The 19,401-nt window shown below is 67.9% G+C and carries 22 protein-coding genes and 1 tRNA gene; 6 read left to right on the top strand and 17 right to left on the bottom strand.

Annotation, left to right across the window (positions count from 1 at the left end; translation table 11 throughout):
• Positions 1-10 precede the first annotated feature (10 nt).
• From KUH32_RS11460 to hisD, 13 genes are all read right to left on the bottom strand, one after another.
• Positions 11-1,021 carry a 5-oxoprolinase subunit C family protein gene (locus KUH32_RS11460; RefSeq protein WP_217778503.1) on the bottom strand — a complete coding sequence of 337 codons (1,011 nt, stop codon included), beginning with the start codon at positions 1,019-1,021 and terminating at the stop codon, positions 11-13.
• Positions 1,018-1,743: a 5-oxoprolinase subunit B family protein gene (locus KUH32_RS11455; RefSeq protein ID WP_217778501.1), complete on the bottom strand. Its 726-nt coding sequence runs from the start codon at positions 1,741-1,743 to the stop codon at positions 1,018-1,020. The genes KUH32_RS11460 and KUH32_RS11455 overlap by 4 nt, the downstream gene beginning before the upstream one ends.
• 33 nt (positions 1,744-1,776) lie before the next feature.
• Positions 1,777-3,036: an aminotransferase class V-fold PLP-dependent enzyme gene (locus tag KUH32_RS11450; protein WP_254899152.1), complete on the bottom strand. Its 1,260-nt coding sequence runs from the start codon at positions 3,034-3,036 to the stop codon at positions 1,777-1,779.
• Positions 3,033-3,224, bottom strand: a complete 192-nt coding sequence (locus KUH32_RS11445) for a DNA gyrase inhibitor YacG (protein WP_217778499.1) — start codon at positions 3,222-3,224, stop codon at positions 3,033-3,035. Before KUH32_RS11445 ends, KUH32_RS11450 begins: the two co-directional genes overlap by 4 nt.
• Positions 3,221-4,255 (bottom strand): ribonuclease E/G, encoded by a 1,035-nt coding sequence (locus KUH32_RS11440; protein WP_217778497.1) that lies wholly within the window; start codon positions 4,253-4,255, stop codon positions 3,221-3,223. The genes KUH32_RS11445 and KUH32_RS11440 overlap by 4 nt, the downstream gene beginning before the upstream one ends.
• Positions 4,252-4,839: a Maf family protein gene (locus tag KUH32_RS11435; RefSeq protein ID WP_217778496.1), complete on the bottom strand. Its 588-nt coding sequence runs from the start codon at positions 4,837-4,839 to the stop codon at positions 4,252-4,254. The genes KUH32_RS11440 and KUH32_RS11435 overlap by 4 nt, the downstream gene beginning before the upstream one ends.
• A gap of 70 nt (positions 4,840-4,909) precedes the next feature.
• A complete protein-coding gene (infA, locus tag KUH32_RS11430) occupies positions 4,910-5,128 on the bottom strand; it encodes a translation initiation factor IF-1 (protein WP_005978431.1) in 219 nt (72 codons plus the stop codon).
• An 82-nt stretch (positions 5,129-5,210) separates the two neighbouring features.
• Positions 5,211-6,095 (bottom strand): carbon-nitrogen hydrolase family protein, encoded by an 885-nt coding sequence (locus tag KUH32_RS11425; RefSeq protein ID WP_217778494.1) that lies wholly within the window; start codon positions 6,093-6,095, stop codon positions 5,211-5,213.
• A complete protein-coding gene (locus tag KUH32_RS11420; RefSeq protein WP_217779793.1) occupies positions 6,092-6,685 on the bottom strand; it encodes a GNAT family N-acetyltransferase in 594 nt (197 codons plus the stop codon). Before KUH32_RS11420 ends, KUH32_RS11425 begins: the two co-directional genes overlap by 4 nt.
• Positions 6,685-7,080: a ketosteroid isomerase-related protein gene (locus KUH32_RS11415; protein ID WP_217778493.1), complete on the bottom strand. Its 396-nt coding sequence runs from the start codon at positions 7,078-7,080 to the stop codon at positions 6,685-6,687. Before KUH32_RS11415 ends, KUH32_RS11420 begins: the two co-directional genes overlap by 1 nt.
• Positions 7,077-7,523: an arsenate-mycothiol transferase ArsC gene (locus KUH32_RS11410; RefSeq protein WP_217778491.1), complete on the bottom strand. Its 447-nt coding sequence runs from the start codon at positions 7,521-7,523 to the stop codon at positions 7,077-7,079. Before KUH32_RS11410 ends, KUH32_RS11415 begins: the two co-directional genes overlap by 4 nt.
• A gap of 2 nt (positions 7,524-7,525) precedes the next feature.
• Positions 7,526-8,005, bottom strand: coding sequence for a UPF0262 family protein (locus KUH32_RS11405; protein ID WP_217778489.1), 480 nt, complete (start codon positions 8,003-8,005; stop codon positions 7,526-7,528).
• Between the two features lie 105 nt (positions 8,006-8,110).
• Entirely contained in the window at positions 8,111-9,412 is a 1,302-nt protein-coding gene (hisD, locus tag KUH32_RS11400; RefSeq protein WP_217778488.1) for a histidinol dehydrogenase, read from the bottom strand.
• A 99-nt stretch (positions 9,413-9,511) separates the two neighbouring features.
• Here hisD and KUH32_RS11395 point away from each other — a divergent pair, with 99 nt between their 5' ends.
• Positions 9,512-12,715 (top strand): 4Fe-4S dicluster domain-containing protein, encoded by a 3,204-nt coding sequence (locus tag KUH32_RS11395; RefSeq protein ID WP_217778486.1) that lies wholly within the window; start codon positions 9,512-9,514, stop codon positions 12,713-12,715.
• Here KUH32_RS11395 and KUH32_RS11390 read toward each other — a convergent pair.
• From KUH32_RS11390 to KUH32_RS11380, 3 genes are read right to left on the bottom strand one after another with little or no spacing between them, the layout of a single operon-like run.
• Positions 12,712-13,191, bottom strand: coding sequence for a DUF2948 family protein (locus KUH32_RS11390; RefSeq protein WP_217778484.1), 480 nt, complete (start codon positions 13,189-13,191; stop codon positions 12,712-12,714). The genes KUH32_RS11395 and KUH32_RS11390 overlap by 4 nt on opposite strands.
• Entirely contained in the window at positions 13,188-14,459 is a 1,272-nt protein-coding gene (gene murA, locus KUH32_RS11385) for a UDP-N-acetylglucosamine 1-carboxyvinyltransferase (protein WP_217778483.1), read from the bottom strand. The genes KUH32_RS11390 and murA overlap by 4 nt, the downstream gene beginning before the upstream one ends.
• A gap of 3 nt (positions 14,460-14,462) precedes the next feature.
• Positions 14,463-14,624, bottom strand: coding sequence for a hypothetical protein (locus KUH32_RS11380; protein WP_217778482.1), 162 nt, complete (start codon positions 14,622-14,624; stop codon positions 14,463-14,465).
• 100 nt (positions 14,625-14,724) lie between these two features.
• On the opposite strand from KUH32_RS11380, the gene KUH32_RS11375 reads away from it, so the two are divergent.
• From KUH32_RS11375 to KUH32_RS11355, 5 genes are all read left to right on the top strand, one after another.
• Positions 14,725-14,799 (top strand) — tRNA-Thr (locus KUH32_RS11375).
• Between the two features lie 117 nt (positions 14,800-14,916).
• Positions 14,917-16,146, top strand: coding sequence for a 3-deoxy-D-manno-octulosonic acid transferase (locus KUH32_RS11370; protein ID WP_217778480.1), 1,230 nt, complete (start codon positions 14,917-14,919; stop codon positions 16,144-16,146).
• A 51-nt stretch (positions 16,147-16,197) separates the two neighbouring features.
• Complete coding sequence (locus tag KUH32_RS11365; RefSeq protein ID WP_217778478.1) at positions 16,198-16,629, top strand: DUF1178 family protein; 432 nt, start codon at positions 16,198-16,200, stop codon at positions 16,627-16,629.
• Position 16,630: 1 nt separating this feature from the next.
• On the top strand, positions 16,631-17,275 hold the full coding sequence (locus tag KUH32_RS11360) for an SDR family oxidoreductase (RefSeq protein WP_217778477.1): 645 nt from the start codon (positions 16,631-16,633) through the stop codon (positions 17,273-17,275).
• Between the two features lie 154 nt (positions 17,276-17,429).
• A complete protein-coding gene (locus KUH32_RS11355) occupies positions 17,430-18,668 on the top strand; it encodes an aspartate kinase (protein ID WP_217778475.1) in 1,239 nt (412 codons plus the stop codon).
• A gap of 115 nt (positions 18,669-18,783) precedes the next feature.
• Here the strand turns inward: KUH32_RS11355 and KUH32_RS11350 are convergent, their stop codons facing one another.
• On the bottom strand, positions 18,784-19,212 hold the full coding sequence (locus KUH32_RS11350; RefSeq protein ID WP_217778473.1) for a GFA family protein: 429 nt from the start codon (positions 19,210-19,212) through the stop codon (positions 18,784-18,786).
• Positions 19,213-19,401 lie beyond the last annotated feature (189 nt).

The raw sequence follows: 19,401 nt of genomic DNA, 5'->3' as shown, positions 1-19,401 counted from the left end.
GTCGTTCCTTTCAGAGATCGTCGCCGGCGGTGACGCCGCCGATCAGCGTATAGGCCAGAAGATCGGGGATCGACGCCGGGTCGCGCAAGAGCGGATGCGCCTTGCGACGCAATCCCCCCAGATCGGCATGGAACCGCGCCACCGCCGCGCGGCCTTCGTTCAGGGTGACGAAGCGGAAGCGCAGCCCGCTGCCGGGCGGGGCCTGCACCACCCGCGGCAGGTCGGGCGCGATCACCGTGCCGATCCGGGGATAGCCACCGGTGGTCTGACACTCGGCCAGCAGCACGTAGGGCGCGCCGTCGCCGGTCATCTGGATGTCGCCGGGGCTGATGATGTCGGACACGATCGACAGCCCGCCCTCGGCGTGAAATCCCCCGCCCTGCGGATCGAGCCGCGCGCCCATGCGCGAGGCGCGCGTGTCCTTTACGAATGCGGTCTCGGCAAAGCGGGTGCGTTCGACATCGGCGAATAGGCCCGTCTGGTAGCTGGGCACAACGCGCAGCGTGCCGCCGTCGAAGCGCGGCGCGATCGGCAGCGTCAACCCGACGGGCCCGCCCCGGTCGTCGCCGATGGGCAGCCGGTCGCCCGCCGCAACCGGCGCACCGATCCGCGCCGTCAGATGGGCCGAACGCGAGTTCAGGAAAGGCTTGGTCGCGATGCCGCCACCGACATGCAGATAGCCGTACATCCCCGCCTCGCAGGGCCCGATTTCCAGCCGCGCGCCCGCCGGCATCGCGTGCGATGCGCACCAGGCCAGCCGCTGACCGTCCAGCGCGGCGCGCATCGGCGCACCGGTCAGCGCGATGCGGCAATCCTGCGTCGCCTCGAACGTGCCGCCGGTCCCGCCCATCTCCAACGCCGCGCAATCCGCGCCCTGCCCCAGCAGTGCAGCGCCCTCGTGCAGCGCCAGCACATCCAGCGCACCGCCGCGCGACAGCCCCTCGGCGATCCAGCCCGGGCGGCCCAAATCCTGCACGGTCACGGCCGGTCCGGCGCGGTGGACGATCAGCGCGGCGCTCATAGCGGCTCCCACGTGCAGCCGCCGTCGGGGTCGCCTTGCAGGTCATCGAAGCGGTTGCGCGGCACGGCGGGAAAGACCACCTCGTCGCCGGGGCGCAGCAGGAAGGGGCGGTCATGGCCGGGGCGAAAAAGCGGCGCGGCGGTCTGGCCCACATGGCGCCAGCCGGTGGGCGCCCGGGTCGCGAACAGCACCATCTGCCGGATCGCCAGCACCAGCGCGCCGGTCGGCACGGTGGGCGTCAGCCCCTGCTGGCGCGGGATGTCCCAGGCCGCGGGCAGTTCGCCCAGATAGGGCTGGCCGGGCGCGAACCCCAGGGCCGTGACGCGCAACCGCGCCGAGGACAGCACCGCGATGGCGGCATCCGCATCACAGCCCGCCAGGCCCGCGGCCTCGTCCAGCTGCGGGGCCAGGTCGGTGCCGTAGACGGTGGGGATGCGGTGCAGCCTGCGGCCCGCTGGCAGCGGTTCGGCGAACCAGTCGCGGCTGGCCATCAGCCTGGACAACCGATCCTCGAGCGCATCGGGGTCGGCCTTCGGCGTCATGCGCAGATAGGCCGAGACCAGCGTCGACGAGGTTTCGGCCACGCCGTCCCAACCTGCGCCCTCGATCGCGGCGCGAAAGGCGATGGCGGCGCGGTTCGCCGGTTCCGACAAGGCCGGGCCGAAGCTGACCAGCAGCCCGTCGGCGCCGGCGTTGCGCAATATGGGAAAGCCCGGGATCATCGCGGCGCTACAGTGCCGCAACGCCGGCCGGCGTCAAGCCGCGATCAGCCGCTGCATCGCCGACAGGAAGGCCGCGACCTCGGCCCGGGAATTGTAGTGGCAGAACGACACCCGCACGCAATGCTCCTGACCCAGCGGGGTCAGGATGTTGCCCGAATAGTGGTCGGCCTTGCGGGTGTGCACGCGGATGCCGTGATCGTTCAGCCCGGCCACGATCTCCGGCGCGGGCCGTCCGTCGACCCAAAAGCTGACCAGCCCCTCGCGCGCGGGATTCTCGGCGCCGCCGATGATGGTGACGCCCGGCATCTCGGCCAGGCCCGGCAGGTTGCCGGTGCCGTGGATCATGGCCTGTGCCAGGTCCGCCTCCTGCGCGTGGATGGCCGCGCCGGCCGCTTCGATCCGGGCGCGGGGGTCGGCGGCATCGGACACCTGCCCGCCCAGCCAGTCGAAATAGGCCACCACGTCGGACATCGTGGCGTAGGACCCGGTGTCGCGGGTGCCCAGTTCCCATCCCGTCGTCGGGCCGCCGACCAAGGTGTCATGCGGCAGCGCCGTCAGCCGGTCGGACACCCAGGCCACGCCATAGCCGTGGCGGGAAAACACCTTGTAGGGCGAGATGACATAGCCATCGATGTCGTAGGATGCGACGTCGATCCGGCCGTGACAGGCATGCTGGATGCCGTCGACCAGGATGAAACACGCGGGCGCCACGGCGCGGATCGCGGCGGCGATGGCGGCCACGTCATTGCCCATGCCGGTGACGGGCGAGGTGTGCAGGATCGTCGCCACGCGCGTGTCTGGTGTCACATGCGCGGCATAGTCCTGCGCCGTGACGCGGCCCGTGGCGTCGTCATGCGGGATCAGCACATGGCGTTTGCCCGCCTCGCCCGCCCACCGCGCGGCGGCAGACCGCGAGGCGGGATGTTCGACGGTCGAGCTGAGCACCACGCCCTGTGGCGTTCCAAGACAGGCGGCGGCCGCCAGGCGGAACAGCAATTCGGTGCCGCTTTCGCCGACGAAGATCTGGCCCTCGGGTGCGTTGAACAGGGTGGCCGTGTCGGCCCGGGCCTTGGCGATCACGTCCATCAGCGCCCGTGAGGCCGGGTTGTCGCGGCCCTGGTTGTCGGGGATGGCGGCGAAGCGCGCCGAGGTATCGACCACCGAATTCAGCGTCAGCGCGCCGCCGGCATTCTCGAAGAAAATCCGCGGGCCGGTGAAGGGGCAGGCATCGACATGGGCAAAGCGGCTGCGGATCGCGTCCAGCAGGCCGGGCGTGTCGGCGATCGGGTTCAATGTGGCTTGTCCTGTTGCTGCAAGGCGTCTTCCATCGCCTCGATCACCGCGTCGGCATCGTCGGGATCCTGTGACGGGATGGCGTAGGAGCCGGTCATCCACTTGGCCAGGTCCACATCGGCACAGCGTTTCGAACAGAACGGGCGGTATTCGCTTGTCGAGGCGCGTTGGCAGATCGGGCAGGTCACGTCAGCATCTCCGTCACGGGCGCGCGGTCGCGCTTGCGTTGCAGTTCCATCAGGCCCAACTGGGTCCAGCCGGTCAGCACCGTCTCGACGCTGTCGCGCTTGAGCGCGGCGCGCAAGACCTGCTCGAGCTGGCGGCGGTCCTTTTTCGGCACCGGCGCGGGATCGACCAGCACCTGCCCGCCCAGGCCGCGCAGCCGCAATTGCCGCGGCAGGTCGCGCAGCGCGGCGATGTTGGCCTTGAGCCCCGCGGCGGGCGAGGTGTCGCCGCCGGTATTGATGTCGACGGCCACCAAAGCACGGGTCGGCTCGATCCACATCGACGCGGTTCCGCCCAGATCGACACGGGCATGGCGCAGCGCGTCGATGGCCTCGGTCACGCCGTGACGGTCGAAGGCGCCCGCGCCGTCGTCGATCGCCGCCGGGTCGGTCCAGTCGCGCCAGGCCAGCGCGTGCGGGCCGTCGCCCTCGACCAGCAATTCGGCATCGCCCGCGGTATCGGCCAGAACCTGCATCGCCAGCCGCGCCATGGCGGCGATATCTTCGGCCACCGCGTCGGAATCGGCCGCCTCGGCGGCGGAACGCAGGATCAGCCCCGCGCCGTCCGGCAAAGGCGCCGACCCGACCGTCTCGCGCGCCAGAAGGGTCAGCGCGTCTCTCGCCTCGTCCTCGCGGATCTGGCGCGACACGTTCAGCCCCGGCGCACCGGGCGTGACGATGGCATGGCGCGACTTGAACAGCAGTCGCGTGGTGACGGGGATCGCCTTGCCCGGCTCTGCGAAACCAGTGACCTGCACGAGCACCGCATCACCGGGCGCCAAACCCTTGACCTGGCGCAGAAAGGCGTTGCCGTCGGGGGTACGCAGGAACATCCCGCCCTGGCCCTTGACTGGCCGGTCGGCGATGGCGCGGTAGATCGACCCGGGCCGGGGTCCGTCGGGATCGAGAAACAGATCCTCGAGCCGCCCGTCGACGATCAGCGCCGCGGCTTCGCGTTCCCCAAGATGGTCCAGTGCAATCGTGCGTCCCTTCATGGGGCGGCGTTGTAGAGCGGATATCCGGCGGCGAGAAGCAGATTCGCCGTCTCGGCCAGGGGCAGCCCGACGATGGCGGTGAACGATCCGCTGATCCACGGAATGAACGCTCCGGCCGGTCCTTGGATGGCATAGCCGCCCGCCTTTCCGCGCCAGTCGTCGCTGGCGATGTAGGCGTCGATCTCCGGTTGCGACAGGTGCTTGACGCGGACGGCGCTGACGACGTCGCGTTCCCAAATCCGGTCGCCGCGACGCACCGCGATGGCGGTCACGACCCGGTGACGCCGCCCCGACAACGCAGCCAGGAAACCGCGCGCCTCGTCGGCATCCTGCGGCTTGCCCAGGATGCGGCGGCCAAGCGCGACGGTGGTGTCGGCGCTCAACACGATCTCGTCCGGTGCGGCGTCGATGGCCTGCGCCTTTTCGCGCGCCAGCCGCACGCAATAGGGCCTCGGCAATTCGCCGGGCCGCGGATCCTCGTCGATCTCGGGCGGGCGGATGTCGTCGGCCACCACGCCCAGCTGCGCAAGCAATTCGCGGCGGCGCGGGCTGCCGGAGCCCAGAATCAGGCGGGGATGGGACATGCCGGGTCGGCCCTTCTGACACGACAACGCCGGGCGTTGGCCCGGCGCCTGTCTTTGCGGTGTGACCCGCTTACTTGAAGCGGTAGTTGATGCGGCCCTTCGTCAGGTCGTAGGGCGTCATCTCGACTTGCACCTTGTCGCCAGCCAGAACCCGGATGCGATTCTTGCGCATCTTTCCTGCCGTATGTGCGATGATCTCATGGCCATTCTCAAGCTCGACCCGAAACGTCGCATTGGGCAGGAGTTCCTTCACGACACCGGGAAATTCGAGCGTATCTTCCTTGGCCATGGTCTCTCCTTCATACACGCCCCGCCATTGCGCGGAGCATGGCGTCATATGCGCCCATCACGCCTGTTTTTCAAGGGGCTAATCAGCGCAGGCGTCGAAGTGCGGCGGCGCCGTCACGGCCCTGCTGATCGGCCCAGTCGCGCCTGTTCAGCACGCCGCCATCGGCGCGCACCCGCGCAATCGCGGCAAGGTCGATCTCTGCATAGGTCCAGCCCGGCGCATCGCGGCTGCCCTGCGCCAGGATACCCGTTTCCGGGAAACCCCGGTCAGGCGGGCCGTAAACCCCGCCTGCGCCCGTATTGGTGTCCACGGCAGGCGACCACGGGCATGATCCGACAGTCGAAGACATGACCGTAACACATTGATTTTCCAAAGCACGCGCCATCGCCCCGATGCGAACGCGGGAATAGCCGGTCAGGGCCTCGGTGCAGGATGGCACGAGGATGACATCGGCTTGTGACAGCGCCCGGCCCAACAACGGGAACTCGGCGTCGTAGCAGATCAGCACGCCGATCCGGCACAGCGCGGTGTCGAAGATCTGCAACGCGCCACCGCCCTGCACATGCCATGTCTCGCGCTCGAACCGGGTCATCACCTGCTTGTCCTGCTGCGCGACCGCACCGGACGGAGCGAAAAGCCGCGCGCGGTTGACCGGGCGCACGCCCAATGCCGGATCGAAAACCGGCGCCGACGCGGCAAGGATGTGCACGCCGAAGCGGCGGGCGAGGTCCGCGTGCAGCGCGTCGGCCATCGGCACCCGCTCGGACACGGCGTGCAGCGACGCTTCGAGATCGGCGGCGATATCGGCGCCTGCCAGGGTTGCCAATTCCATCGCGCCGTATTCGGGAAACACCAGTAGCTGCGCGCCCTCGCCGGCCCCACGGCTCACCCAATCGGTAAGCTTTTCCCGGTAAGCCTCTTCGTTGTCGAAGAAATCCATCGGGTAAGCTGCCGCCGCCACTTTCATGCCGGGTCCTCCAGATCGCGCATCCAGAATTGCAGGTCGTGCACGGTTTCACCCGCCTGATCCACGTCCTTCCACCGAAACGCGGCGACGACGCCCGGCATAGGCGCATAGCCGCGCTTGCGCCAGAACGGGTCGAGCGATGCGTAATCCGCGGGGCGCAGCGGATGATCGGCGGGCCGGATCACGGCGCAGAACGCCGTCCGCCGCCGACCGAGCGCGCGGGCATGCGCCTCGCGCAGATCGAAGAACCGGTGTCCGATGCCCTGCCCGCGCCAGCCCGGCAGCAGCACCGACTCGGCGCAGTAGAACACGTCTTTAAGGTCGATGCCGGTGCCATCGAAGGCCGCGGCGAAATCGTCGGCGTGATCCTCCATCGGCGTGCCCGTCGCGGCCCCAACCAGGCGATCGCCGTCAAAAGCGCCGATCAGCACCGCCTCGGCGCTGTCGCGGTAGGATTGCAGATAGCGTCGTTCATAGTCCGGATCGCCGTCATACAGGTAGGGCCAGTCGCGAAACACCGCGATGCGCAGCGCGGCCACCGCGTCCAGCGCCCGCTCCAGCGCCGCACCGGTCAGCGCCGCGACCCGAATCACGACACCTGCCCGATCCAGTCGGCCAGGTTGTAATAGGTCACGACGCGGGTGATCCGGCCATCCGCCAGCGAAAAGAACGACCCGGCGGGCAAGCGGTAGGTCTGGCCGCGCGCCTCGGGCAGGCCCGAATCGGTTTTCAGATAGGTGCCGTTGACGATGTATTCGGCGGCCGCGCGCGTGCCGTCCTCGGTCGCAAAGATGACCATGTCGGTCAGCGTCTCGTCATAACAGGCCGACATGTGATCGCAGAACGCGGCGAACTTGTCGCGGCCGATCCGCACCTGCCCCTCGTTGACATGATGGGCGACATCGTCGGCCAGGCAATCCAGCATCCCGGCCGTATCCTTGGCATTGAAGGCATCGAAATAACGGCGGATCGTGTCGGCGCTCATGTCTCGGCCCATTTCTGCTTCAGTCGGTCGACGATCTGGTCGCGGGTCTGACGATAGGCGTTCAGCTTCTGCTCGCGGGTCTCGCCGATGCCGGTGGGGTCCATCACCGGCCAGTATTCGACCGTCAGGTGATAATAGCGCGTCAGGTCCAGCGCGGCGCGCTGGCTGGCGGGCGACAGCGCGACGATCAGGTCGAAACCCGACAGCGCCTCGCCCATCTGTTCCAGTTCCTCGAAGCTGCGCGACCGGTGACGGGCCAGTTCGACCCCGATTTCCTTGCAGGCGGCGATCGCGAAGCCGTCGATCTCGAGATCATTCCTGACCCCAACGGATTGCACGTAGGTATCGGTACCGAAAAGCTTTTTCATGATGCCCTCGGCCATGGGCGAGCGCACCGCGTTGTGATCGCAGCAGAACAGGACGGATTGGGGCAGTTCGGCCAAATTCAGGCCCCGAAATGCAACACGCAGATCAGCGTGAAAAGCCTGCGGGCCGTTGCATCGTCGATCTCGGCCTTGCCCTCCAGCCGTTCCTGCAGGATCCGCGCGCCTTCGTTGTGGATGCCGCGCCGGGCCATGTCGATGGTTTCGATCTGGCTGGGCGGCATCGTCTTGACCGCGTCGAAATAGCTCTTGCAGATCTGGAAGTAGTCCTTGACCACCTGGCGGAAGGGCGACAGCGACAGGTGAAACTCGGCCGCCTTTTCGTGACCCTCCGTGCTGACGTCGAAAACCAGACGCTTGTCGCGGATCGACAGCCCCACATGGTACGGCCCCGGCGGAACCTCGCGATCGTCGCGCGCCGGCAGAACGAACGAGTTCTCCTCCATCAGGTCGAACATGGCGACGCGGCGCTCCTGTTCGATCTCGGGCGTCGGAGGCGGCAGGTTGGCGTCATCCAGCTGGATATGGGCGATACGGGTCATCGGCGGCGTCCCTTGGCACAGGTGCCCCCGTTCTATCGCCGCGCCCGCGTTTCCGCAATCGGACCTAGGGACGAGTTTCTGCATTGCAGCGTGGCGGCCACGGGATCAGTCGTTAAGCCGCGCCAGCCGCGCCGTGACCGACAGACCGTGCGCTTCCAGGCTTTCGGACCGCGCCAGGGTTTCCGCTGCCGGGCCGATGGTGCTCAGCGCCTGCGGCGTCATCCGCGTCAGCGTGGTGCGCTTGAGGAAATCCAGCACCGACAGGCCGGAACTGAACCGCGCCGACCGCGCGGTGGGCAGCACGTGGTTCGGCCCGCCGACATAATCGCCGATGGCCTCGGGCGTCCACTGGCCCAGAAAGATCGCACCGGCATGGGTGATCTTGGCACTCAACCCATCGGCATCGGCCACGCACAATTCCAAGTGTTCGGGCGCGATGCGGTCGGACAGCGACGCTGCCTCGTCCAGGTCGCGCACCGTGATGATGGCGCCGTAATCGCGCCAGCTGGCCCCGGCGATGGCGCGCCGCTCCAGCGTTTCCAAGCGCTTGTCCACCGCCCGAGCCACCTTGCGGCCGAACCCGGCATCGGTGCAGATCAGGATCGACTGGGCGCTTTCGTCATGCTCGGCCTGGCTGAGCAGGTCCAGCGCGATCCAGTCCGGATCGTTGTCGGCATCCGCGATCACCAGGATTTCCGACGGCCCGGCGATCATGTCGATCCCGACCTTGCCGAACACCCGCCGCTTGGCCGCGGCGACAAAGGCGTTGCCCGGCCCGGTGATCTTGTCCACCGGCGCGATCGTTTCGGTGCCATAGGCCAGCGCCGCCACCGCCTGCGCCCCGCCGATGCGATAGATCTCGTCCACGCCGGCGATCCGTGCGGCCAGGATCACCGCCGGGTTCACCACGCCATCGGGCGTGGGCACCGTGATCGCCAGACGCCCCACACCCGCCACCTTGGCGGGAACGGCGTTCATCAACACCGAAGACGGATAGGACGCCAGCCCGCCCGGCACGTAGAGCCCGGCGGCCGAAACGGGCGTCCAACGCCAGCCCAGGGTGGCCCCCTGGGCGTCGGTCCAACTGGCATCCTCGGGCATCTGGCGATCGTGATACGCGCGGATGCGCGCCGCCGCGGTTTCCAGCGCGGCGCGCTCGGAGTCGGGCACCTTGGCGCATTCGGCCTCGATCTCGGCGGGCGAGAACCGCATGGTTTCGGTTGTCAGGTCCAGCCGGTCGAATTTCGCCGTCAGCTCCAGCACCGCCGCGTCGCCGCGCGCGCGAACGTCGGCGATGATTTCGGCCACCACCGCGTCGACGTCCGGGCTGTCCTCGCGCTTGGCGCCCAGCAGCGCGGCGAAGGCGGGCTCGAAACCGGGATCGGTCGTGTCCAGAAAGACGGGCATGGCGGCACTCCTTTGCCGCGCTGATATAGCGCCCGGCCCGCGTCCTCAAGCGCTTGCCCCCCGGCCCGTGCGCGGTAGGGTGGCGCAGGGGAGGACGCCATGGCGCTGCGCATTTTCTCGGACCGCGATCGCCCGGTGCATCTGGGCCCCTATCCGCTCGAACGGCTGGCGCGCGCCGCGCTGCCCGATCTGTCCGCCCTGCCCGCCTTCCGGCCGGTGCCGTTCGACCGCCCCGCAACACGCGAAAGCCTGGTCAACGCCATGGTAGAGCATCAGGCGATGATGGACGCGATCCGCGACGGGCTGGTCAACAAGGCGCGCTCGGACATTCCCGAAGACCCCGTCGCGCGCACCAACCACCTCAAGGCGTTCGGCTATTTCAACGATGCCTCGATGGTCGGATGCGCCGCCCTGCCCGACGCCGCGCGACTGCAGGCGCCCGTGGTCAATCCCGGCATCGCCGCACTGGCCCAGGCTTTGCGCACCCGGCAGACCAAGACGCTGGCCGCCGGGATCGATCTGATCATGGCCGATCTGCGCGAATCGATGGAGGCACCGCCCGCGTCGATCGACGCGCATACCCATGTGCTGGTCTTCCTGGTCGAGCACCCCCGCGACCCGGTGCCGGACGAGCCCGGTTTCGACTGGATCGCGGATGCGCTGCCGCAGCGTGCCTGCCTGCGCGCCACCGAAACCGCCTGCGTGATCGCGAACTACATCCGCCTGCTGGGTTGGGATGCCAAGGCGCATTCCGGCACGACGACCGACCTGCACCTGGATCGGCTGGCGGTCGCCGCGGGGCTTGCGGTAATCGAGGACGGCGCGGCGGTGGCGCCCTGGCTGGGCCGGCGTTTCGGCCTGGCCGCGGTGTCGACGACCCTGGCGCTGGCGGCCGACGCGCCTCTGGCACCGTTGGCGGGTCAACCACGCGACATCCTGACCGGCTGGCGCTGGAAGACCGGCCTGCATTCGGCCAAGTCCGCCCGCACCCGCGACCCGTTCGCCACCCGCCGTTATGCCGATGGTCCGCAACCGTTCGAGACGCTCAGGCGCGTCGACCAGCCCACCACTTATATCGACGAAGCCAACGTGCCCCGCGTGCCGAAACGCACCGACATGTTCGCCCGCGCCCAGTTCGGCGACATGGGCCCCAAGCTGCAAAAGGGCGCGACCCGCGGGCATTACGTCAACAAGGCCGCGCCCTCGGCCGCGCAGCGCCGCGCGCTAGGCGCCTTCGTGCTGCTGCAGGACGGCGCCCCGTCGCCGGACCCGCATCCGGCCGACCCCGCCAACCATGCCGCCGCGATCAAGGCGGCCTGCTATTTCCTGGGCATCGACGCGGTGGGCATTAGCCGCTGCCCCGCCTGGGCCTGGTATTCCCACGACGCGACCGGCGCGCCCATCGACCCGCCGCACGACGAGGCGATTTCGATGATCGTCGACCAGGGCTTCGAGACGATGGAGGGCGCCAGCGGCGACGACTGGATCAGCGTCGCGCAATCGATGCGCGCCTATCTGCGGTTCTCGCTGCTGGGCGGGGTGATCGCCGCGCAGATCCGGCGCCTGGGCTATTCCGCCAAGGCCCATTCGGTGATGGATGGCGAAGTGTTGCAGCCGCCGCTCTTGCTGCTGAGCGGCCTGGGCGAGGTCAGCCGCATCGGCGAGGTGATCCTGAACCCCTTCCTGGGCCCACGGCTGAAATCCGGCGTGGTGACGACCGACATGCCGCTGGCCCATGACAGCCCCATCGATTTCGGTCTGCAACGCTTTTGCGAGGGCTGCAACAAATGCGCCCGCGAATGCCCCTCGGGCGCGATCACCGCCGGGCCGAAGGTCATGTTCAACGGCTACGAGATCTGGAAATCCGACAGCGAGCGTTGCGCCACCTACCGCATCACCACAGAAGGCGGCGCGATGTGCGGGCGCTGCATGAAAACCTGCCCGTGGAACCTGGAAGGGCTGTTCGCCGAGGCGCCGTTCCGCTGGGCCGCGATGCACGTGCCCGCCGCAGCACCGCTGCTGGCCTGGGCCGATGATGCCGCCGGCCGCGGCGGGCTGAACCCGGTCAAGAAATGGTGGTGGGATCTGGAACTGCAGCAGGGCGGACACTACGCTCCCACGAAAAAACCCCTGAACGAAAGAGGGTTGCAGCGCGATCTGCGTGTGAAACACGAAGACCAGACCTTGGCCGTCTACCCAGCACCCCTGGCGCCACATCCCTGGCCCTATCCGTTCCCGATGGACCGCGAGGCCGGGATCGAGGCATTCCAGGCCCTGGTCACCGCCGAGGAATACCAGCTGCGCCAGGCAGCGGGCGACGACAGCGTCCTGCACCGCTATACCGCCGCGGGCGAAAGCCCGGTGCTGCGGGTCGAGATCGCCGAGGCCGATGTCATGGCGCCGGGCCTCACCCGCTATGTTCTGCGCGACGTGCAGGGCCGCGACCTGCCCGATTGGGACGCCGGGGCGCATATCGACATCGTCGTGGCACCGGAATACCTGCGGCAATACTCGCTTTGCGGCGATCCCGCGGACCGGTCGCGTTACGAGATCGCGGTACTGCGCGAAGACGATGGCCGCGGTGGATCGGCCCTTCTGCACCGGATATTCACACCGGGCCGCAAGGTGTTCGTCTCGAAACCGATCAATCACTTCCCGTTGGCCGAGGACGCGCCCTACAGCTGGCTGTTCGGCGGCGGGATCGGCGTCACGCCGATGATCGCCATGGCACACCGGCTGCACGCCCTGGGCCGCGATTTCGTCCTGCACTACTCGGTCTCGTCGCGCGCCGGCGCGGGCTTCCTCGACATGCTGGCGGGCGCCGACTGGGCGGACAAGGTGGCGCTGCACGTCTCGGACGAAGGTACGCGCTGTGATCTGGGCAAGATCCTGTCCCACCGGCCCGGCGCGCAGGTCTATACCTGCGGTCCGGACGCCTACATGCAGGCCGTTCTGGCCGCCGCCGAAGCCGCCGGTTTTCCCGAAACCGCGCGGCATTTCGAATATTTCTCGGTTCCGGCGATCCCGGATTACGTCAACCACCCCTTTGCCATCCGCTTGAAAGATGGCCGGGAAGTATCTGTTTCAGCGTCCGAATCCGCCACCGACGCCCTTGCCCGCGCGGGTGTGCATGTCGATGTGAAATGCAGCGACGGGCTCTGCGGGGTCTGCCAGTGCGGATTGATCTCGGGCGCGGTCGAGCACCGGGATTTCGTGTTGTCCAGGGCGCAGCGGGAAACCCGCATCATCCTGTGTCAAAGCCGCGCGGCACAACCCGGCGGCGTGATCGCGATCGACCTTTAATCGGGGTGTTTCGGCACCTTGCCCGAGGGTGCGAGATAGGGCCGCGTAACGTCGCGCAGCCCGACCTCCAGCGCTTCGACCCGCAGCCGGATCGCGCCATCGCCCGCCAGCGTCAGCAGCACCTCTCCACCGCCGTCCTCCTGCGCCTCGAAACTCACCGACAGCAGTTGCAGAACCGTGTCCTTGTCCGACCGGTCGATACCCTGGCTTGCGACGTGCAGCACATGATCGACGATCAGCATTGCGCGCACGCGTTCGGCCTTGCGACCCGCCCGCTCGGCCGCCGGCAAGTCTTCGCGCCGAAGGCGGTTGACCAGCATGGCGAAACGGCGGCGCCGCGCCTGCCATTGCATCTCGGTGATCGGCAGCACCGCGTCCTGCACCAGCGCCGACAAGACCCGAAGGTCCTCGACATCGAAGGCGCCCAGGTTCAGGGGCTTTTCGCCGCCGTCTTCGAATCGTGCGTCTTCGGTCATGCGCCGTGCACCCGTTCGATCCTGGCGCCCACGCCCGACAGCTTGCGCACCACGTGTTCATAGCCGCGATCCAGGTGATAGACCCGACTGACCACGGTTTCGCCCTCGGCCGCCAACCCGGCCAGGATCAGCGACACCGATGCGCGCAGGTCGGTCGCCATCACCGGCGCACCGCGCAACTTGCCCACCCCGGTGACCTTGGCCGTGCCGCCATGCACGTCGATCTTGGCCCCCATCCGCATCAGTTCCGGCGCGTGCATGAAACGGTTCTCAAAGATCTTCTCCTCCAGCACCGACGTGCCCTCCGCGGTGCACAGCAGCGCCATCATCTGCGCCTGCAGGTCGGTGGGAAAGCCCGGGAACGGCTCTGTCGTGACATTCACCGCCTTGAGCCGGCCGTTCTTGCGCGCCACCTTGAGGCCGGTCGGCGTTTGTTCGACCGAGATCCCGGCGGCGTCCAGCTTTTCGCAAAAGGCGCCGACCAGGTCGATCCGGCCGCCCAGGCATTCCACCTCGCCGCCGCAGATCGCCGGGGCCAGCATGTAGGTGCCCAGTTCGATCCGGTCGGTCACCACGCGGTGCGTCGCGCCGTGCAGCCGGTCGACGCCCTGCACCTCGATGGTCGATGTGCCGTCGCCCTCGATCTGCGCGCCCATCGCCCGCAGGCAGGTGGCAAGATCGACGATTTCCGGTTCGCGCGCAGCGTTGTTGATGACGGTGGTCCCCTTGGCCAGCGTCGCGGCCATCAGGATGTTCTCGGTCGCTCCGACCGAGGCGAAGGGAAAGTCGATCACCGCCCCCTTCAGGCTGCCGCCGCGGGCCTTGGCATGCAGGTATCCGTCGCGCAGCTCGATCTCGGCGCCCATCCGGGCCAGCCCGTCGGTGTGGATGTCCATCGGGCGCGACCCGATCGCGCAGCCACCGGGCAACGACACTTCGGCATGGCCCTCGCGTGCCAGCAGCGGCCCCAGAACCAGGTTCGAGGCGCGCATCTTGCGCACGATGTCGTATTCGGCGCGGGTGTTGATTTCGCCGTGGCAGGCCATCGCCAGCACCTTGCCATCCTGCATCGAGGTCACCTCGGCCCCCAGCGACTGCAGCAGCTGGGTCATGGTGCGGATGTCCGACAGGCGCGGCGCGTTGGTCAGTGTCAGCGGCTCTTCGCTGAGCAGCGTGGCCGGCATCAATGTCAGGCAGGCATTCTTTGCCCCGGCGATCGGGATCTGCCCCTTGAGCGGGCCGTTTCCCTTGACGATGATCTGATCCATGCCTCACGCGTCCTTGTCACTGCTCGGTGCACCGGTTTTCTCTGCCGACCCGGCACGCGCCTTGGCCTGCGCCTTGCGACGCGCCAGATTGGCCTTGAGCGCCGCCTTGAGCCGGTCGTCCCGGCCCGTTCTGGCAGACTTGCCTGTGTCGGATTTCGGTGCCATGCGCCCTCTCTATCGCAGGGGGCAAAGAGCGTCCAGATTGCGCTTGCGCCGCTGGAGATTTGCGTCTATCCACCCGCCACGCCTGATTTCGGGCACCGGCGCTGCTGTAGCTCAGAGGTAGAGCACTCCCTTGGTAAGGGAGAGGTCGAGAGTTCAATTCTCTCCAGCAGCACCATCGCAATCCTTAGTTTGCAACCGTGTAGCCAGGCATGGCGCCATCGGTCGGGTCGACACCCTTGCCAAAGCTATGTCGATGCGCCTAAGCCCTGCGGGTTGGGTTTCGGGGTGGGTCGTGCTGGCATACCGGGTGCTTTCATCGCTTTTCGCCCTTGCGGTCTGCGCCGGAGCGATCCTTCGCAGGGATTGGACGGGGCTGACCCAAAGGCTGGGTGGCGGGGCTGTAGCGGCTTCGGGCCATCATCTGTGGCTGCATGCGGCATCCAACGGCGAACTGGCCTCGGTCAAGCCGGTGATCGACCGGCTGCGCACCGCGCGCCCCGATCTGGATTGGCTGGTCACCTGCAACAGCCGAACCGGCGTCGCGCTGGCGCAAAGCTGGGGGCTGACCGCGCGGCTGGCACCGCTGGACCTGGCCTGGGTGGTCCGGCGATTTGTACGGAACTGGCGGATTTCGGGACATATTGCTGCCGAGGCCGAGTTGTGGCCGCACCGCATCCGGCTGTGCCCCGGCCCGGTCATCGTGCTGGGTGCGCGGATGAGCGCGGGCACCTCGCGAAACTGGGCGCGCTTTCCGGTGCTGGCCGGCCAAACGATGGGCCGGCTGGCGCTGGTCTCGCCGCAGGATGCGGGCAGCCGCGACCGGCTGGCCGGACTGGGTGTGCGGCCCGAGGCGATGGCCGAGGTGGTTGAACTCAAGGCGCTGTACGCAGCCACCGGACCTGATCCCGACGCCGCTTTGAGCGCCGCGTTTCCCCGCCACGGGACCTGGGCGGCGGTATCCACCCACCCCGGAGAAGAGGAGATCGTGCTCGAGGCGCATCGCATCGCGCGGACCGATGACCCGGACCTGAGGCTGATCCTTGTGCCGCGTCATCCCGCACGCGCCGACGACATCGCCGCGCTGATCGCCGCGCGCGGCTGGCCGGTGGCGCGGCGCAGCGCGGGCGACGCACCGGACGGGCCGGTCTACCTGGCCGACACGATGGGGGAAACCGCCCTGTGGTATCAGCTGGCGGGCCGCGTCTTCATCGGTGGCTCGCTGGTCTCGAAGGGTGGGCACACGCCGTTCGAGCCCGCCGCCTTTGGCTGCGCGCTGCTGCACGGTCCGGACATGCGCAATTTCGCCGCGCCGGCAGAGCGCCTTGCCGCAGCCGGCGCAAGCCGCGTCGTTGCGGATGCAGCCGGGCTGGCGGCAGCGTTGACCGCCCTGAGCGACGAAACGGCCCAGCACCACCAGGGCCTTGCGGCGCAAGAGGCCCTGCGAGGCGCGACCGATCCCGACCTGTTGATCGATCGCATCCTCGGATTGCTTTCACATGCCCCGACGGCGCGGCAGGCTTGAACCGGTGGTCAAGGTGACTATCCTATTCACAAAGCCACGACACGAACGGCCATGATCCAGTACACGTTGAAATGCGCCGATGGACACCAGTTCGACAGCTGGTTCCAGTCCGGCACGGCCTACGAGGCGTTGAAGACCGCCGGGCACCTGTCCTGCGCGGTCTGCGGCATGGCCGAGGTCGACAAGGCGGTGATGGCCCCAAGGGTCAGCACGTCCGAGGACAAGGCCGCGCCCGATCGTCGCCCGCTCAGCGCGCCGCTCAGCCCGGCCGAACAGGCCCTGGCGCGGCTCAAGGCGCATGTCGAGGCCAATTCGGACTATGTCGGCACCGATTTCGCCCGCGAGGCGCGCGCCATCCACACCGGCGACGCGCCGGAACGCCCGATCTGGGGCGAGGCGCGCGGCGATGAAGCGCGGGCGCTGATCGAGGACGGCGTGCCCGTCACGCCGCTGCCCTTTACGCCCAGCCGGAAAAGCAACTGACATGGATGTCCTGATCACCGGGGCGAACCGCGGCATCGGCGCGGCCCTGGCCGAGACCCTGCGCGCCCGCGGAGACACCGTGCTGGGCACCGCCCGCAACCATCCCGGCCTGCTGCCGCTGGACGTCACCGACCCCGACGCGCACAAGGCACTGGCCGACCGACTGGCCGGGCGCAAGATCGACGCGCTGATCTGCAACGCCGGGGTCTACGAGGACAAGGGCCATTCGCTGGAAACCGGCTACCCGGCAGAGATCTGGGAGCGCACGTTCGCGGTCAACGTCACGGGCGTGTTCCTGACCATCCAGGCGCTGCTGCCCAACCTGCGGCAGGCGTCATCGCCGCGGATCATGATCATCGGGTCGCAGATGGGGTCTGACACCCGCGCGCCCGGCGGCAGCTATGTCTACCGCGCCTCGAAGGCCGCCGTGCTGAACCTCGGTCGCAACCTGGCGGCCGATCTGCGCGCCAAGGGGGTGGCGGTGGGCGTCTACCACCCCGGCTGGGTGCGCACGGACATGGGCGGCGGGGCGGCAGATATTTCCGTCGACGAAGCGGCCCGGGGCCTGGCCGACCGGCTGAACGCGCTGTCGCTGGTCAATACCGGCTGTTTCGAGACCTGGGACGGGCGGGCGCATCCCTACTGACCGGGCAGCCCGTTGCCGCCGCCGGGAATGCGTATTTGCAAAAGAGAAGAAACAGGACCGGACCGGGCCGGCGCAACCGGTGCGCGGCAAACCGACGCTTGCTCTTTGCCCGCGGCTTGCCTAAACCGCCGCGCAGCCTGACCCGGGGAAGACCATGCCTGTTTTGGTGATGAAATTCGGCGGCACGTCCGTCGCCACGCTGGACCGCATCCGCCGCGCCGCCAAGCGCGTGGGCGTCGAGGTCGCCAAGGGATACGACGTGATCGTCATCGTTTCCGCCATGGCGGGTGAGACCAACAAGCTGGTGGGCTATGTCGACGAGACATCGCCGCTGTATGACGCGCGCGAATACGACGCCGTCGTCAGTTCCGGTGAGAACGTCACCGCCGGGCTGATGGCGTTGACGCTGCAGGAGATGGATATTCCCGCGCGCAGCTGGCAGGGCTGGCAGGTTCCGGTGCAGACCACCTCGGCCCATGCCTCGGCCCGGATCGAGGCGATCCCGGCGGACAACATATCCGCCAAGTTCGCCGCCGGCATGAAGGTGGCCGTGGTCGCCGGGTTCCAGGGCGTCAGCCCCGAGGGCCGGATCACGACGCTGGGCCGCGGCGGATCGGACACCACGGCCGTCGCATTCGCGGCCGCTTTCGGTGCCGAACGCTGCGACATCTACACCGACGTGGACGGCGTCTATACCACCGATCCGCGGATCTGCGAAAAGGCGCGCAAGCTGGACCGGATCGCGTTCGAGGAAATGCTGGAGCTGGCCAGCCTGGGCGCCAAGGTGCTGCAGACGCGGTCGGTGGAACTGGCGATGCGCTACAAGGTCAGGCTGCGGGTGCTGAGCAGCTTCGAGGAACAGTCGGACGAAGCCGGAACGCTCGTCTGCGACGAGGAGGACATCATGGAAAGCAATGTCGTGGCCGGTGTGGCCTATTCCCGCGACGAGGCGAAGATGACGCTGGCCTCGGTCGCCGACCGTCCCGGCATCGCCGCGGCGATCTTCGGCCCGCTGGCCGACGCGGGTGTGAACGTGGACATGATCGTGCAGAACATCTCGGAAGAGGGCCGCACCGACATGACGTTTTCCTGCCCCGTGGGCCAGGTAAAGCGCGCCGAAAAGGCGATGGCCGATGCCAAGGCCGCCGGTTCGATCAACTTTCACGACGTGATCGTAGACGAAGGCGTGGCCAAGGTTTCGGTGGTCGGAATCGGGATGCGGTCGCATGCCGGCGTCGCCGCCAAGATGTTCAAGGTGCTGGCCGGCGAGGGCATCAACATCAAGGTCATCACCACCTCCGAGATCAAGATCTCGGTGCTGATCGACCGGAAATACATGGAACTGGCGGTGCAGGCGCTGCACGACGCGTTCGAGCTGGAAAAAGCCGGCTGATCACACGGCCGCGGGACCGGTCTTCGTGATGCGACGTGGTGCGCAACGGCATCAGGCGAAGCCTGCGCCCCGAGCGTGCCGATGACCGCAATCGGTGGCACGCGTTGCGAACCGATCATTCGCCGATCAGCGTTCCGGTTCCGCCGGACCTTTCCGGCATGTCGCGGAACTTGGGCAATCCGTCCGGCATCGAGAGCACGCGTTCGGCGTAGTTGATGTGCATCGCCGGGCGGAAATCGAAATCGACCAAGACACCGTGAAAGACATCGTACAAACGGGTCTTCGGCAGAAACGTGCAGATCGCGCCACCGCATGTCCTGCAACTGAACTTGCCGCCCTCGGGGTGCTCCGTGATGGAAAACCTCAGCATCCGTTCCCTGCCCCGAACGAACCGCACACGGTCTTCGGGCCAAAGCAGGCAGGCGGTGACCGGCTGGCCCGACCAGCGCCGGCAAGAGCGGCAGTGGCAGAAACACTGCAGGACGGGATCACCCTCGACGACAAGAGCGACCTCGCCGCAGTAGCATTCTGCCCGATGGTCCAAGCGTCATCCTTTTCGCATCTATCCTGTGCAACAGGGTGAACAGCGGTCCGGCGGCGGTCAACGTCTTTCGGCGAAACCCGAGGATCGAAGGGTCTGCGTTGCACCGATCGCGGCAATCTGTGGTTGATTTCCCTCCCCTGTTCGGGTGATGGCTTTCCTGCCGGACCGGTTTCCCGGTATAACGGGCAT

The organism is Thalassococcus arenae, from assembly GCF_019104745.1.
In the GTDB taxonomy this organism is placed as follows: domain Bacteria; phylum Pseudomonadota; class Alphaproteobacteria; order Rhodobacterales; family Rhodobacteraceae; genus Thalassococcus_B; species Thalassococcus_B arenae.
Note: the sequence above shows the minus strand (reverse complement) of the source record. Positions and strands in the feature narration are given on the sequence as shown.